14 protein-coding genes and 1 pseudogene are annotated in these 12,923 nt (G+C 72.9%); 5 read left to right on the top strand and 10 right to left on the bottom strand.

Going from position 1 to position 12,923, the window contains the following annotated elements; genetic code table 11:
* Nucleotides 1-10: 10 nt before the first annotated feature.
* The 8 genes from ABME01_RS13840 to ABME01_RS13805 form a co-directional block, all read right to left on the bottom strand.
* Nucleotides 11-583, bottom strand: a complete 573-nt coding sequence (locus ABME01_RS13840; RefSeq protein ID WP_353829010.1) for a CinA family protein — start codon at nucleotides 581-583, stop codon at nucleotides 11-13.
* 9 nt (nucleotides 584-592) lie between these two features.
* Nucleotides 593-1,195: a CDP-diacylglycerol--glycerol-3-phosphate 3-phosphatidyltransferase gene (gene pgsA, locus ABME01_RS13835; protein WP_353829009.1), complete on the bottom strand. Its 603-nt coding sequence runs from the start codon at nucleotides 1,193-1,195 to the stop codon at nucleotides 593-595.
* 20 nt (nucleotides 1,196-1,215) lie between these two features.
* Nucleotides 1,216-4,146: an FtsK/SpoIIIE family DNA translocase gene (locus tag ABME01_RS13830; RefSeq protein ID WP_353829008.1), complete on the bottom strand. Its 2,931-nt coding sequence runs from the start codon at nucleotides 4,144-4,146 to the stop codon at nucleotides 1,216-1,218.
* A gap of 110 nt (nucleotides 4,147-4,256) precedes the next feature.
* Nucleotides 4,257-4,748 (bottom strand): GNAT family N-acetyltransferase, encoded by a 492-nt coding sequence (locus ABME01_RS13825; protein WP_353829007.1) that lies wholly within the window; start codon nucleotides 4,746-4,748, stop codon nucleotides 4,257-4,259.
* 97 nt (nucleotides 4,749-4,845) lie between these two features.
* Complete coding sequence (locus ABME01_RS13820) at nucleotides 4,846-6,522, bottom strand: ribonuclease J (protein ID WP_353829006.1); 1,677 nt, start codon at nucleotides 6,520-6,522, stop codon at nucleotides 4,846-4,848.
* A gap of 111 nt (nucleotides 6,523-6,633) precedes the next feature.
* Nucleotides 6,634-7,608 carry a 4-hydroxy-tetrahydrodipicolinate synthase gene (gene dapA / locus ABME01_RS13815; protein WP_353829005.1) on the bottom strand — a complete coding sequence of 325 codons (975 nt, stop codon included), beginning with the start codon at nucleotides 7,606-7,608 and terminating at the stop codon, nucleotides 6,634-6,636.
* Nucleotides 7,609-7,611: 3 nt separating this feature from the next.
* On the bottom strand, nucleotides 7,612-8,223 hold the full coding sequence (locus ABME01_RS13810; RefSeq protein ID WP_353829004.1) for a dihydrofolate reductase: 612 nt from the start codon (nucleotides 8,221-8,223) through the stop codon (nucleotides 7,612-7,614).
* Nucleotides 8,220-9,029: a thymidylate synthase gene (locus ABME01_RS13805; RefSeq protein WP_353829003.1), complete on the bottom strand. Its 810-nt coding sequence runs from the start codon at nucleotides 9,027-9,029 to the stop codon at nucleotides 8,220-8,222. The genes ABME01_RS13810 and ABME01_RS13805 overlap by 4 nt, the downstream gene beginning before the upstream one ends.
* Nucleotides 9,030-9,149: 120 nt before the next feature.
* On the opposite strand from ABME01_RS13805, the gene ABME01_RS13800 reads away from it, so the two are divergent.
* The 4 genes from ABME01_RS13800 (at nucleotide 9,150) to ABME01_RS13785 (ending at nucleotide 11,530) form a co-directional block, all read left to right on the top strand.
* Nucleotides 9,150-9,635: a thioredoxin family protein gene (locus ABME01_RS13800; RefSeq protein ID WP_353829002.1), complete on the top strand. Its 486-nt coding sequence runs from the start codon at nucleotides 9,150-9,152 to the stop codon at nucleotides 9,633-9,635.
* Nucleotides 9,616-10,107 (top strand): DUF4395 domain-containing protein, encoded by a 492-nt coding sequence (locus ABME01_RS13795; RefSeq protein WP_353829001.1) that lies wholly within the window; start codon nucleotides 9,616-9,618, stop codon nucleotides 10,105-10,107. The genes ABME01_RS13800 and ABME01_RS13795 overlap by 20 nt, the downstream gene beginning before the upstream one ends.
* An 89-nt stretch (nucleotides 10,108-10,196) precedes the next feature.
* Nucleotides 10,197-10,622, top strand: coding sequence for an OsmC family peroxiredoxin (locus ABME01_RS13790; RefSeq protein ID WP_353829000.1), 426 nt, complete (start codon nucleotides 10,197-10,199; stop codon nucleotides 10,620-10,622).
* A gap of 2 nt (nucleotides 10,623-10,624) precedes the next feature.
* Entirely contained in the window at nucleotides 10,625-11,530 is a 906-nt protein-coding gene (locus ABME01_RS13785) for a TIGR01777 family oxidoreductase (RefSeq protein WP_353828999.1), read from the top strand.
* Here ABME01_RS13785 and ABME01_RS13780 read toward each other — a convergent pair.
* Entirely contained in the window at nucleotides 11,502-11,945 is a 444-nt protein-coding gene (locus ABME01_RS13780; protein WP_353828998.1) for a hypothetical protein, read from the bottom strand. The two genes, ABME01_RS13785 and ABME01_RS13780, sit on opposite strands and share 29 nt — an antisense overlap.
* Nucleotides 11,942-12,691, bottom strand: coding sequence for a 4-hydroxy-tetrahydrodipicolinate reductase (gene dapB, locus ABME01_RS13775; protein WP_353828997.1), 750 nt, complete (start codon nucleotides 12,689-12,691; stop codon nucleotides 11,942-11,944). Before dapB ends, ABME01_RS13780 begins: the two co-directional genes overlap by 4 nt.
* 44 nt (nucleotides 12,692-12,735) lie before the next feature.
* Between dapB and ABME01_RS13770 the strand changes: the two are divergent.
* Nucleotides 12,736-12,923, top strand: a pseudogene (locus tag ABME01_RS13770) (GNAT family N-acetyltransferase); the annotation flags it as partial.

The following is a 12,923-nucleotide window of genomic DNA, read 5'->3' as shown; positions in this document are numbered from 1 at the left end:
CGCGTGCGGCTCAGCGACCGGCCGGAAGCCCGATCACGCGCGCGAGGGTCTCGCGGACGGCCGCCTCGACCGTCGCCCGACGGACCTCCCCACGATCACCCTCGAACCGGAGCGGCACCGCGACGCTGCCGCCCGGCCAGGCGATCCCGACGAAGACCGTGCCCGGTGCAGCGCCGTCCTGCGGGTCGGGGCCGGCCGCACCCGTGGTGGCGATGCCGACGTCCGCATCATCGCCGTCGACGGCGACCGCGTGCCGCACGCCCTCGGCCATCCGCCGGGCCACCTCCGGATCGACCGGTCCGCGCTCGGCCAGCAGTTCGGCGGGCACGGACAGCAGCGTGTGCTTGACGGGAGTCGCGTAGGCGACGACCGCACCGCTGACGGCGCGCGAGGCGCCGGGGATCCGGGTCAGTTCGGCGCAGAGGAGGCCGCCGGTGAGGGACTCGGCGACGGCGATCCGCAGGTCCCGCGCGACGAGCTCCGCGATCAGGCTCGCCGTCACGTCCCGGAGTGCGGCGTCGGCCACCTGCTCGGTGACGGCGGCAGCGACCTCCGGATGGTCCGCCGACCGGTGCCCGCGCATCCGGACCCGTTACCGCGACTCGGCGCGGTGCTCGCGGGCGAGGCGGATCGCGTCGCGCACGTACAGCAGTCCGGACCACACCGTGAGCGCGAGGGCGACCGCCATGGCGGCCCAGTTGACCCAGAGGATCCAGTCGCCCACGATCGTCCAGAGCGGCGTGAGGAAGAGGGAGATCGCGATCGCCTGGGCGAACGTCTTCGCCTTCCCGCCCGACGACGCGGGGACGACGGTGCCGCGCCGGAGCTCGATCAGGCGCCACACCGTGATGCCGACCTCGCGCACGACGATGAGGATCGTCACCCACCACCAGAGCTCGCCGAGGATCGACAGGCAGACGAGTGCACCGCTGGTGAGCAGCTTGTCGGCGATCGGATCGAGGATCTTCCCCAGGTCGGTGACGAGGCCGCGCGAACGGGCCAGGTGCCCATCGACCCAGTCGGTCGAGATCGCGACGATGAAGATGACCGCGGCCCACCACCGCATCGGCCCGTCGGCGCCGCCGTCGGCGAGCAGCAGCCAGAAGAACACCGGCGCCATGACGATGCGGACGACCGTGATCGCGTTCGGCAGGTTCCAGTTCGACGTGCGATCGGGGCGCTCCGGAGCGGTCATGGCCCCAGCCTATCCGTCGCTCAGTCGCGGCCGGTCAGGCCCCAGGCGTCCTCGTCCGATCCGCCGTCGACCTCTTCGAGTCCCGCAGGTTCGCGACCCACCGGATCGTCGTAGCGGTCGTCGGCGGCGGCCGGTGCGGGGGCGGGCGACGGCGGGGCGACCTCGCCGGTCGACGCGCCCGGTGCCGGTGCGGGGGCCGGCGCGGCGGCCGGTGCCGGCGCGGGCTCCTCGCCGCGCAGCTTCGCGAGCACGCCCGGGAGCTGTTCGGGCGTCACCAGGACATCGCGCGCCTTCGACCCCTCGGACGGCCCGACGATCTCGCGCGACTCCAGCAGGTCCATGAGCCGGCCGGCCTTCGCGAACCCGACGCGCAGCTTGCGCTGCAGCATCGAGGTCGATCCGAACTGCGTCGAGACGACCAGCTCGGCCGCCGCGAGCAGCAGCTCGAGGTCGTCGCCGATGTCGGAGTCGATCTCCTTCTTCTCGACGGCAGCCTCGACGTCCTTCCGGTACTCCGGGCGCGCCTGGCGCGTCACGTGCTTCACGACGCGGTCGATCTCGTGCTCGGTGACCCACGCGCCCTGCACGCGGATCGGCTTCGAGGCCCCCATCGGCAGGAAGAGCGCGTCGCCCTGGCCGATCAGCTTGTCAGCACCCGGCTGGTCGAGGATGACGCGGCTGTCGGTGACGCTCGTCACCGCGAAGGCCAGCCGCGAGGGCACGTTGGCCTTGATCAGGCCCGTGACGACGTCGACCGACGGTCGCTGCGTCGCCAGCACCAGGTGGATGCCCGACGCACGGGCCAGCTGGGTGATGCGGACGATCGAGTCCTCGACGTCGCGCGGCGCGACCATCATGAGGTCGGCGAGCTCGTCGACGACGACGAGCAGGTACGGGTACGGCTTGAGCTTGCGCTCGCTCCCCTGCGGCAGCTTGATCTCGTCGTTGACGACGGCCTGGTTGAAGTCGTCGATGTGGCGGAACCCGAACGACGCGAGGTCGTCGTACCGCATGTCCATCTCCTTGACGACCCACTGCAGCGCCTCGGCCGCCTTCTTCGGGTTCGTGATGATCGGGGTGATCAGGTGCGGCACCCCCGCGTACGGCGCGAGCTCGACGCGCTTCGGGTCGATGAGCACCATCCGCACGTCGGCGGGCTTCGCCCGCATCAGCAGGCTGGTGATCATCGAGTTCACGAAGCTCGACTTGCCCGAGCCGGTGGAGCCCGCCACGAGCAGGTGGGGCATCTTCGCGAGGTTCGCCACGACGTACCCACCGCCGACGTCCTTGCCGACGCCGATGGTCATCGGATGCTTCGCGTTGACGGAGGCACCGGAGCGCAGGACGTCGCCGAGCGTCACCGTCTCACGGTCGGCGTTCGGGATCTCGACGCCGATCGCCGACTTGCCGGGGATCGGCGAGAGGATGCGCACCTCGTTCGAGGCGACCGCGTACGCGAGGTTCTTCGACAGCGCGGTGACCCGCTCGACCTTCACGCCGGGGCCCAGCTCGATCTCGTACTGGGTGACCGTCGGGCCGCGCGAGAAGCCGGTGACCTTCGCGTCGACGCCGAACTGCTCGAGCACGCCGGTGATCTGCCGCACGACCTCGTCGTTGACCGCGGAGCGGGTCTTCGCCGGGGCGCCGGCGGCGAGGGTCGACGCGGCGGGGAGGTGGTAGGGACGGTCCGGCTGGTCGGCGTCCGCCTCCCCCTCGGGTGCGGGCGCGCCCGGTGCGGCGGCGGGGGCACCGCCGACCGCGACCGGGGCGGGCGCCGCTCCGGCCGCGCCCGCCGGGGCGATCGCCTGCGTCGCCGCGGCGTCGTCGCCGCGGAGGGCCGTGCCGCCGGCCGGGACCTCACCCGTGAAGCGCTGCAGCGCGGACTCGGCGCGCTCGAGGTCGTCGATCACGCCCGCGCCGTACGGATCGGCCGGCGTGACCCCCTCGAGCGGGGTCTCGAAGCTGCCGGCCGCCGAGCCGGCGCCGAACACCTCGGTGATGCCCTCCGCCCCGGACTCCGCGAACTCCGGGTCCTCCTCGCGGTTCGACGCGTTCCGCCGCCACCACGGCAGGAGTCCGCCCGACGGCGCCTCCTCGTCGTCGACCCCGTCGAGTTCGACCTGTTCGCTGCGCTGCCCCTTGCCGCGGCGCTTGGAGGCCGTGCGGGACGTCGCGTCGGCCTTCGAGGACCGCTCCGAGGCGTCGTCCGCCTCATCGTCGATCGCACCGAAGAGCCATTCGTAGAGCTCGCGGAAGCGCTGCGGAATCCGGTTCGGCGGCGTCTTGGTCAGGATGAGCAGCGACAGCAGCGCGAGCAGCACCAGCACGACGGCCGCGCCGGTGTCGGTGATGAGCAGGACCAGCGGCGCGGCGAGCATCCAGCCGAGGATGCCGCCCGCCTGGGCGAGCACCGGCATGCCCTCGCTCGGCTCGGGCTGGCCGCCGAAGAGGTGGCAGAGCGCCGACACGGTGATCAGCAGCATGCCGAGTCCGATGCCGATGCGCGTGTTGTCGTGCACCGAGCTCGGGTGGCGGAAGAGCCACACGGCGAAGACCAGCATCACCACCGGCAGGGCGAAGGCCACGCGACCGAAGAGCCCCCCGAACGTGTAGGCGTCGAGCGAGCGCGCCAGGTCGTCGTTGATGAAGAACCACTCGACGATCGCGCCCGACACCGCGAGCAGGACGATGAAGAACGGGAGGCCGTCGCGACGCTCCTCCTTCGAGAGCGTCTCGGGCCCGAGCGCTCGGGCGGCGGCGCCGGTGAGGTGGGCGAGGCCCATCCAGGCGCGGACCAGCAGCCCTTCGCTCTCCGGCTTCGCCGTCGCGCTGCGCGTGGTGCGCGACGAGGAGCGCTGCGCCGGCAGCTTCTTCGTGGGTGCGGTGCGCGTCGACGAGCCGCGCCCGGACGAGCGCGGGGCGCGCCCGTTCGACTTCGTGCTCGTAGCCATGGGTTCCACGTTACGGCCCGCCGCCGACGGCGGCGCGCAGCGTCCACGAGTGTCGGGTGACCGAGGCGGGGACGGGCCACCTCACGGCGAGGTGCTCGGCGTCCGCCGCATCAGGCGAGGCGGCGGACCATCGTGTCGCGCCCGTCGGCCGTCGCGACGACCGCGAAGCCCTCGGAGCGGTACAGGTCGTGCGCGAAGTTGCCGTGCTCGACCGACAGCGCCAGCCGCGCGTAGCCGCGGGAACGGGCGTCGTCGGTGAGGGCGCGCAGCAGCGCGCGACCGACGCCCTGGGCGCGCCACAGCGGGCGGACGCCGATGATCAGCTCGGGCACCCCGGTCGCGATGAAGCCCGCAGCCGGTCGGTCGGCCGCGAACAGCCGGTACCAGGCCGCGCCGACGGGCCGATCCTCCGGATCGACGGCGAGCACGCCGCGATCGGCCGGCCGCTGCCATCCGGAGACGTAGGCCGCGTGGCGCCGGTCCGAGAGCACCGCGGGACGCGGACGCGTCGCACCCGCCCGCCAGTTCGCCGCCTCGACGACCATGTCGGCGAGGAAGCCGCCGTCCGCGGGACCCGCGGGCCGGATGGAGAAGGCCGCCATGCACGGATGGTACGCGGCGGCCGTTTCCGGGATGTTTCGGGCGACGGATGCCGGGGCATCCGTCGCCCGGGGGCCGCAGCGGTCGCGGCCGTCGGCGCTACGCCTCGATGACGAGCGGTACGAGCATCGGCCGGCGGCGGAGGCGGCGGTTCACCCAGCTGCCGACGGTGCGCCGCACGGTCTGCTGCAGGGCGTGCGGGTCGCGCACCCCGTGCTTCGCGGCATCCGCCAGCGCGGCGACGATCTTCGGCTTGACGTCCTCGAACACCGCGTCGTCCTCCGCGAAGCCGCGCGCGTGGATCTCGGGTCCGACGATGACCCGGCCGGTCGAGGCGTCCACGACCACGATGATCGAGATGAAGCCCTCCTCGCCGAGGATGCGGCGGTCCTTCAGATCTGCATCGGTGATCTCGCCGACCGTGGAGCCGTCGACGTACACGAAGCCCAGGTCGAGCTGGCCCGCGACGCGCACCTCGCCGTCGCGCAGGTCGAGCACGGTGCCGTTCTCGGCGATGAACGTGCGCTCGGCCGGGATGCCCGTGTCGCGCGCGAGCCGCGCATTGGCGACGAGGTGTCGGTACTCGCCGTGCACGGGCAGGACGTTGCGCGGCTGCAGGATGTTGTAGCAGTACAGCAGCTCGCCCGCGGCTGCGTGGCCGGAGACGTGGACCTTCGCGTTGCCCTTGTGCACGACGTTCGCACCCAGCTTCGTGAGGCCGTCGATCACGCGGTACACGGCGTTCTCGTTGCCGGGGATCAGGCTGGAGGCGAGGATCACCGTGTCGCCCTCGCCGATCTCGATCTGGTGGTCGCGGTTCGCCATCCGGCTCAGGACCGCCATCGGCTCGCCCTGCGACCCGGTCGACATGTAGACGATCCGGTCGTCGGGGATGTCGCCGGCCTTCTTGTAGTCGACGAGCACGCCCTCGGGCACCTTCAGGTAGCCGAGGTCGGCGGCGATCGTCATGTTCCGCACCATCGAGCGGCCGAGGAGCGCCACGCGCCGGCCGTTCTGGTGCGCGGCGTCGAGCACCTGCTGCACGCGGTGCACGTGGCTCGAGAAGCTCGCGACGATGACCCGGCGCGGCGAGCGCGCGATCACCTCGTCGAGCACCGGACCGATCGATCGCTCGAGCGGCGTGAAGCCGGGCACGTCGGCGTTGGTCGAGTCGACGAGGAAGAGGTCGACGCCCTCCTCGCCGAGGCGCGCGAACTCGCGCAGGTCGGTCAGCCGCCCGTCGAGCGGGAGCTGGTCCATCTTGAAGTCGCCGGTGGCGAGCACGGTGCCGGCCTCGGTCCGGATCGCGACCGCGAGCGCGTCCGGGATCGAGTGGTTGACCGCGACGAACTCGAGCTCGAACGGCCCGAGCCGCTCCTGCGCCCCCTCCTTCACGGTGAGGGTGTACGGCGCGATGCGGTGCTCCTTGAGCTTCGCCTCGACGAGCGCGAGCGTGAGCTGCGAACCCACGAGCGGGATGTCGGCGCGCAGCTTGAGCAGGTACGGCACGGCCCCGATGTGGTCCTCGTGACCGTGCGTGAGCACGACGGCCACGACGTCGTCGAGCCGCTCGCGCAGGAACCCGAAGTCGGGCAGGATCAGGTCGACGCCCGGCTGGTGCTCCTCGGGGAAGAGCACGCCGCAGTCGACGATCAGCAGCTTGCCGTCGATCTCGAACAGCGTCATGTTGCGGCCGACCTCGCCGAGGCCGCCGATGGGGATGACCCGCAGCGTGCCCGGTTCGAGCGGCTCGGGGTCGATGATGTCGTCGGGCATGGGCCCTCCTCACGTTCGGTGTTCAGTTCGGTGCGACCCTCGTGGTCGCGGATGTCTCGGGGCCGGGGCCGGCGGCGGCTCGCAGTCGGCGCCGCGCCTCCCGGCCGTGGGTCAGCGGGTCGTCCCGGCCACCTTCGGCAGCGCGCCGCCGGCGGCGGCGTTCCGGTCGGGGCGGAAGTTGCGGAAGTCGGCGCCGGGCACGCCCTGCACGAGGTCGAGCTCGTCCTCGATGAGCGCGGCCTCCCACTCCTCGGGCCCGACGAGGGGCAGGCGCACGCGCGGGCTGCCGATGCGGCCCAGGCCGTGCAGGATGTACTTCGCCGCGACGGTGCCGGGCACGTGGGTCATCACCGCGCGCACGAGCGGCTCGAGCCGCATGTGCTCGGCCGTGGCGGCCGCCAGGTCGCCGCGGTTCACGGCGTCGACGATCGCGCGGTACGGCGCGGGCGCGATGTTCGCCGTCACGCCGATGAGGCCCGTGGCGCCGATCGCGAGGTGCGGGAGCACGTTCGCGTCGTCGCCGGAGAAGTACATCAGGTCGGTCTGGTTCAGCACGCGGCTGACCTCGCTGAAGTCGCCCTTGGCATCCTTGATGGCGAGGATGTTCGGGTGCTTGGCGAGGCGCAGGATCGTCTCGTACCTGATCGGCACGCCGGTTCGGCCCGGGATGTCGTAGAGGATGACGGGCAGGTCGGTCGCGTCCGCGACGAGGCGGAAGTGCGTGAGGATGCCCGCCTGAGTGGGCTTGTTGTAGTACGGCGTGACGATCATGATGCCGTCGGCGCCGGCCTGCTCGCTGGCCCGGTAGAGCTCGATCGCGTGCGCGGTCTCGTTCGACCCGCCGCCCGTGATGATCTTCGCGCGCCCCGCCGCGACGTCCTTGCCGACCTCGACGAGGCGGATCTTCTCGGGGTCGGTGAGCGTGGAGGTCTCCCCCGTCGTGCCGGTGACGACGATGCCGTCGGCGCCCGCGGTGATGACGTCGTCGATGTGCTTCTCGACGGCCGGCCAGTCCACTTCGCCGTCCGCCGTCATGGGCGTGACGAGCGCGACGAGCACCTGGCCGAACGGATTGTCTGCACTCACGCCCTACAGGCTATCGGCTCGCGCTCCCCCGGGCCGCCCGATGACGTCCTCCGACCACACCGCGCGGCGAGCGGGCGAGCGGGCGAGCGTGAGGAAGCGGTACCGGATGCCCGTGCGGGAGGCGCGCCATCCGGTCGCCGGATCCGCTGCGACGACCTGCCACGCCGAGCGGTCCGGGGCGAAGGTGTCGCCGTCGACGTCGAGGTCGAGTTCGGTGACGACCAGGCGGTCGGCGAGTCCGATCGTGCGGGCGAACAGGTCGGCGCCGCCGATCACCCAGATGCGGTCGTCGGCGTCGGATGCCGCCAGCCCGAGTGCCTCCTCGACGGACCCCGCGCGCACGGCCCCGTCGGCGCGCCAGTCGGCCTGCCGCGTCACCACGATGTTCGCGCGCCCCGGCAGCGGCCGGAACCGTGGCGGCAGCGAGTCCCAGGTGCGTCGACCCATCACGACCGGCGCACCGTCGGTCGTGCGCTTGAAGTGCGCGAGGTCCTCTGGCACGTGCCATGGCATGCCGCCGCGGGCGCCGATCACGCCGCCGTGCGCCTCGGCCCAGATCAGCCCGATGCCGGGGCCCGGGGTCGGGCCCGGTGACGAGGGGCCGGCCGCGGTCATACGGCGACCGCGGCGCGGATCGCCGGGTGGTGCTCGTAGCCGAGCACCTCGAAGTCCTCGAAGCGGTAGCCGTCGATCGAGTCGGGGCGGCGGGCGATCCGCAGCGTCGGGGACGGGAACGGGTCGCGTCCGAGCTGGAGCCGCACCTGCTCGACGTGGTTGTCGTAGACGTGGCAGTCGCCGCCGGTCCAGACGAAGTCGCCGACCTCGAGCCCGGCCTGCTGGGCCACCATGTGGGTGAGCAGCGCGTACGAGGCGATGTTGAACGGCACGCCGAGGAACATGTCGGCGCTGCGCTGGTAGAGCTGGCACGAGAGCCGGCCGTCGGCGACGTGGAACTGGAACATCGCGTGGCACGGTGCGAGCGCCATGTCGGGGATGTCGGCCGGGTTCCACGCCGACACGATGAGCCGGCGCGAGTCCGGGTTCGAGCGGATCTGCTCGATCACCTGCGCGATCTGGTCGACATGGCCGCCGGACGGGGTCGGCCAGCTGCGCCACTGCACCCCGTACACGGGACCGAGCTCGCCCGAGTCGTCGGCCCACTCGTCCCAGATCGTGACGCCGTGCTCCTGGAGCCAGCGCACGTTCGCGTCGCCGCGGAGGAACCACAGCAGCTCGTACGCGATGGACTTGAAGTGCACCCGCTTGGTGGTGATGAGCGGGAAGCCCTCCGCGAGGTCGAACCGGATCTGCCGGCCGAACACGCTGCGCGTCCCGGTGCCGGTGCGGTCCGACTTCGGCGTGCCGTGCTCGAGCACGTCGCGGAGGAGGTCTTCGTACGGGGTGGGGATCGCGCTGGCCACGGCGTCAAGGCTACGCCCGACGCGGCCGACCGCCGGCAGGGCGAGGCGGATGTCGCGTCACCCCGTCACCGGGCGTCACACGGGATGCCCGACGCGGGGGCCCGCCGTAGCCTTCGTGGCATGGAGTTCGTGCCGGTCCTCGTCGTCGGGCTCGGCCTGCCCGCGACCGCCGCGGCGCTCGGCGCGGTCTGGCGCCTCCGGGACGGCCGGGTGCGGCGGATCGCCGCGCACCGGAGCCGGCGGGAGCGCACGACCGAGGTCACGACCCTCCGCGACGCCGACGCACTGGGCCGGGACGCCGACGCGTTCGGCGCCGACGCGACGCTCGTCCAGTTCTCGACCGAGTACTGCAGCCGCTGCCCGGCGGCGTCGCGGGCGCTCGGCGCGCTGGCGGCCGAGTACGACGGGGTCCGTCACCTCGACGTCGACCTCACCCATCGCCCCGATCTCGCCGACGCCTTCCGCGTGACGCAGACGCCGACGGTGCTCGTCCTCGACGCCGACGGCCGCGCCATCGCGCGGGTGACGGGGGCGCCGCGCGTCCACGAGCTTCGCGAGGTCATCGACCCGATCACCCGGAGGTCCCGTGTCCCGCACCCCGCCTGAGCCCGCCGCGCTGACGACGTCGGTCCCGCCGCCCGGCATCGATCCCCGCGGGCCGCGCTTCTCCGCCGCGATCACCTCGGGTCTCCTCCTCGTCACGGTGCTGCTCGGCGTCGCCGGCGCGGCCACCGCCGCCCTCGCGCTGCTGGGCGCCCTCGCCCTGCTGTTCGCGTGGGGCGCGCTCGCCGGCGTCGCCCGCCATCCGTTCGGCGTGCTGTTCCGCGCCGCCGTCCGGCCCCGGCTGGCTCCGCCGGCGGAGACGGAGGACCCGCGTCCGCCGACGTTCGCCCAGCTGGTCGGGCTCGTCGTGAGCGGGACCGGCGTCGTGCTCGGCCTCGTCGGCGTCCCCGCCGCCGTGCCGATCGCGGCGGCCGCCGCGTTCGTCGCGTCGTTCCTGAACGCGGTGTTCGGCTACTGCCTCGGATGCCGGCTCTACCTGCTGCTCGTCCGTGCACGCGTCATCCGTCCCGCCTGATCCGTCGGCCGCGACGCGCCCCCGGTTGCGACTGCCGCCCGCGACCGCTGCTCGATAGGCTGGGAGCCCGGCTCGAGGAGGAGGACCCATTGGCACTGACGAGCGAATCGACCACGGTCTGGACGGGGAGCCTGTTCGAGGGTTCGGGCACCACGCGCCTCGATTCGTCGAAGGTCGCGGAGTTCTCCGTGAACTGGAAGGCGCGCGCCGAGGGCGAGGCCGGCACGACGAATCCCGAGGAGCTCCTCGCCGCGGCGCACTCGGCCTGCTTCTCGATGGCGCTCTCCAACATCCTCACCGAGGCCGGCCACGAGCCGGAGTCCATCCAGACCACTGCGGCGGTGACCTTCCAGCCCGGTGAGGGCGTCACCGGCAGTCACCTGCTCGTGAGCGCGCGCGTGCCGGGCATCACCGAGGTCGAGTTCGAGGCGTTCGCCGACGACGCGAAGACGAACTGCCCCATCTCGAAGGCGCTCGGCGGCACCGCCATCACGATCGAGGCGGAGCTCGCGTAGCGGTGCGGGTCCTCGTCGCAGGGGCCTCCGGGGTCATCGGCAGCGCCGTCCGCGACCGGCTGGTCGCCGACGGCCACGAGGTCGTGCGACTGGTGCGCCGGCGGAAGCAGGCCGCGGACGAGGTGTCGTGGTCGCCCGGCTCGGGCATCATCGACTTCACCGTGATGGATCGCGTCGACGCGGTCCTGAACCTCTCGGGCGCGTCGCTGGCCCGGCTGCCCTGGACGCGGCGCTGGCGCGACGAGATCCTCGAATCCCGCGTGCACTCGACGCGCACGCTCGCCGATGCGATGCGCAAGGCCCGCACGCCGCCGTCGGTGTTCCTCAGCGCGTCCGCGGTCGGCTTCTACGGCGACCGGCCGGGCGAGTTGCTCACCGAGCACTCGTCGGTCGGCACGGGCTTCCTCGCCGACGTCGTCGCGCGATGGGAGGCCGCGGCGAAGCTCGCCCCGCCCGAGACCAGGACCGTGATGTTCCGCTCCGGGATCGTCGTCGGCCCGGGTGGCGCGATGCAGCGGATCCGGCTCCTGACCTCCCTCGGCGTGTCGGGCCGGCTCGGAACGGGCGGGCAGCACTGGCCGTGGATCGGCATCGACGACGAGGTCGGCGCGATCATGCACCTGCTCGACTCCCACCTGTCGGGTCCGGTGAACCTGGTCGGTCCGACGCCGGCGACCGCCGATCGCATCATGGCGGCGCTGGCCGAGCGGATGCACCGGCCGTACGTGATCCCGGTGCCGGAGCGCGTGCTCGAGGCCGCGCTCGGGAAGGCCGCCGACGACCTGCTCCTGGCCAGCCAGAAGGTGCGGCCGCAGCGCCTCATCGACGACGGCTTCCGGTTCCGGCACCCGACGGTCGAGTCGGCCATCGACGCGCTGCTCAGCCCTGAGCCCGCTCCAGTTCGATAGCCCGGCGCACCGCGCCGCGGGCGCGCCGGCGATCACCGGCCGCGTCGTACGCGAGTCCGAGGCGCAGCCATGCTCGCCATGATTCCGGCTCGGCCTCGACGGCGGCGCGGAACTCGGGGAACGCGGCATCCGCCGCCGCCCGCTCCGGTCGCCCGCTCGGACGCACCGGGAGGCCGAGGTCGAGTCCGCCCTCGGCGTCGAGGCGTCGGACGAGCCGTTGGGATCGCGCACCGAACGCGAACTCGCGCCAGATCGCCCAGGCCGCGATCAGCGGGAGGACGATGAGCGCGACGCCCATGGCGACGGCCACGGGTTCGCCGGTGAGCACGAACTGCACGGCCCGCCAGCCGACGAGGACGACGTAGAGGCCCAGCAGCACCGCCATCACGACGGCGCCGAGCTTCGCACCGCTCATCGGTCGCCGGGAAGATCGAGGCCGAGCAGGGCGTCGAGCCCGACGGTCACGCCCTCCGCCTCGGGGGCGGTGCGCAGCGCCAGGAGGATCCCGGCCTCGTAGGCGGTCGACGCGGTCGTCGTGTGCACGAGCTGGAGGGTCTCGCCCGCTCCCCCGAGCACGACGCGCTGGTCGGCGAGCACGCCGTCCATCCTGAGGCTGTGGATCGGCACGCCGGAGACGAGCTGACCCCGGGCGCGCTGGTCGGCGTGCGGCGCCGAGACCGGTCCGAGCTCGCCGCGCGAGGCCGCGATGAGCTCCGCGGTGCGGACGGCCGTGCCCGACGGCGAGTCGACCTTGCCGGCGTGGTGCGCCTCGACGATCTCGATGGAGTCGAAGTGGCGCGCGGCGAACGCGGCGAACGCCGTGCCGAGGACGCTGCCGACCGAGAAGTTGGGGACGAACAGGATGCCGCCGGTGGACGCCGAGTCGCGCAGCCGGACCTCGATCTCGGCGATGCGCTCGCGGGACCATCCGGACGTGCCGACCACGACCGCGGCACCCGCGTCGATCGCGGCCTCGACGATCGCGTGGCTCGCCGCGGGATGCGTGACGTCGAGCACGACGTCGGCGCCGGACAGCTCGTCGAGGCTCGAACCCGAGTCGAGGCCGGCGTGCAGCTCGAGGTCCTCGGCCTCATCGATCAGCCGGGTCGCGAGGCGCCCCATCTTCCCCGTCGCGCCCGCGACCGCCACCGTGATCGTCACGGCACTCACCCTAGCAACCGGGCGCGCGCGCCTAGGCTGGGCCCATGCTCCGCTTCCGCGACGCCGCCGTGACCGACCCCGACGCGCATCGGCTGCTGGACGGCTACTTCGCCGAGCGTGCCGCCGGGTTCCCCGCGGAGCAGGGCGAGTACCGCCCCACCTGGCCGGATCCCGCGCAGTTCACGCCGCCCTCCGGCGTGTTCCTCGTGGTCGAGGACGAGGCCGGTTCCCC

The organism is Agromyces litoreus (assembly GCF_040496015.1).
GTDB lineage: Bacteria > Actinomycetota > Actinomycetes > Actinomycetales > Microbacteriaceae > Agromyces > Agromyces litoreus.
Note: the sequence above shows the minus strand (reverse complement) of the source record. Positions and strands in the feature narration are given on the sequence as shown.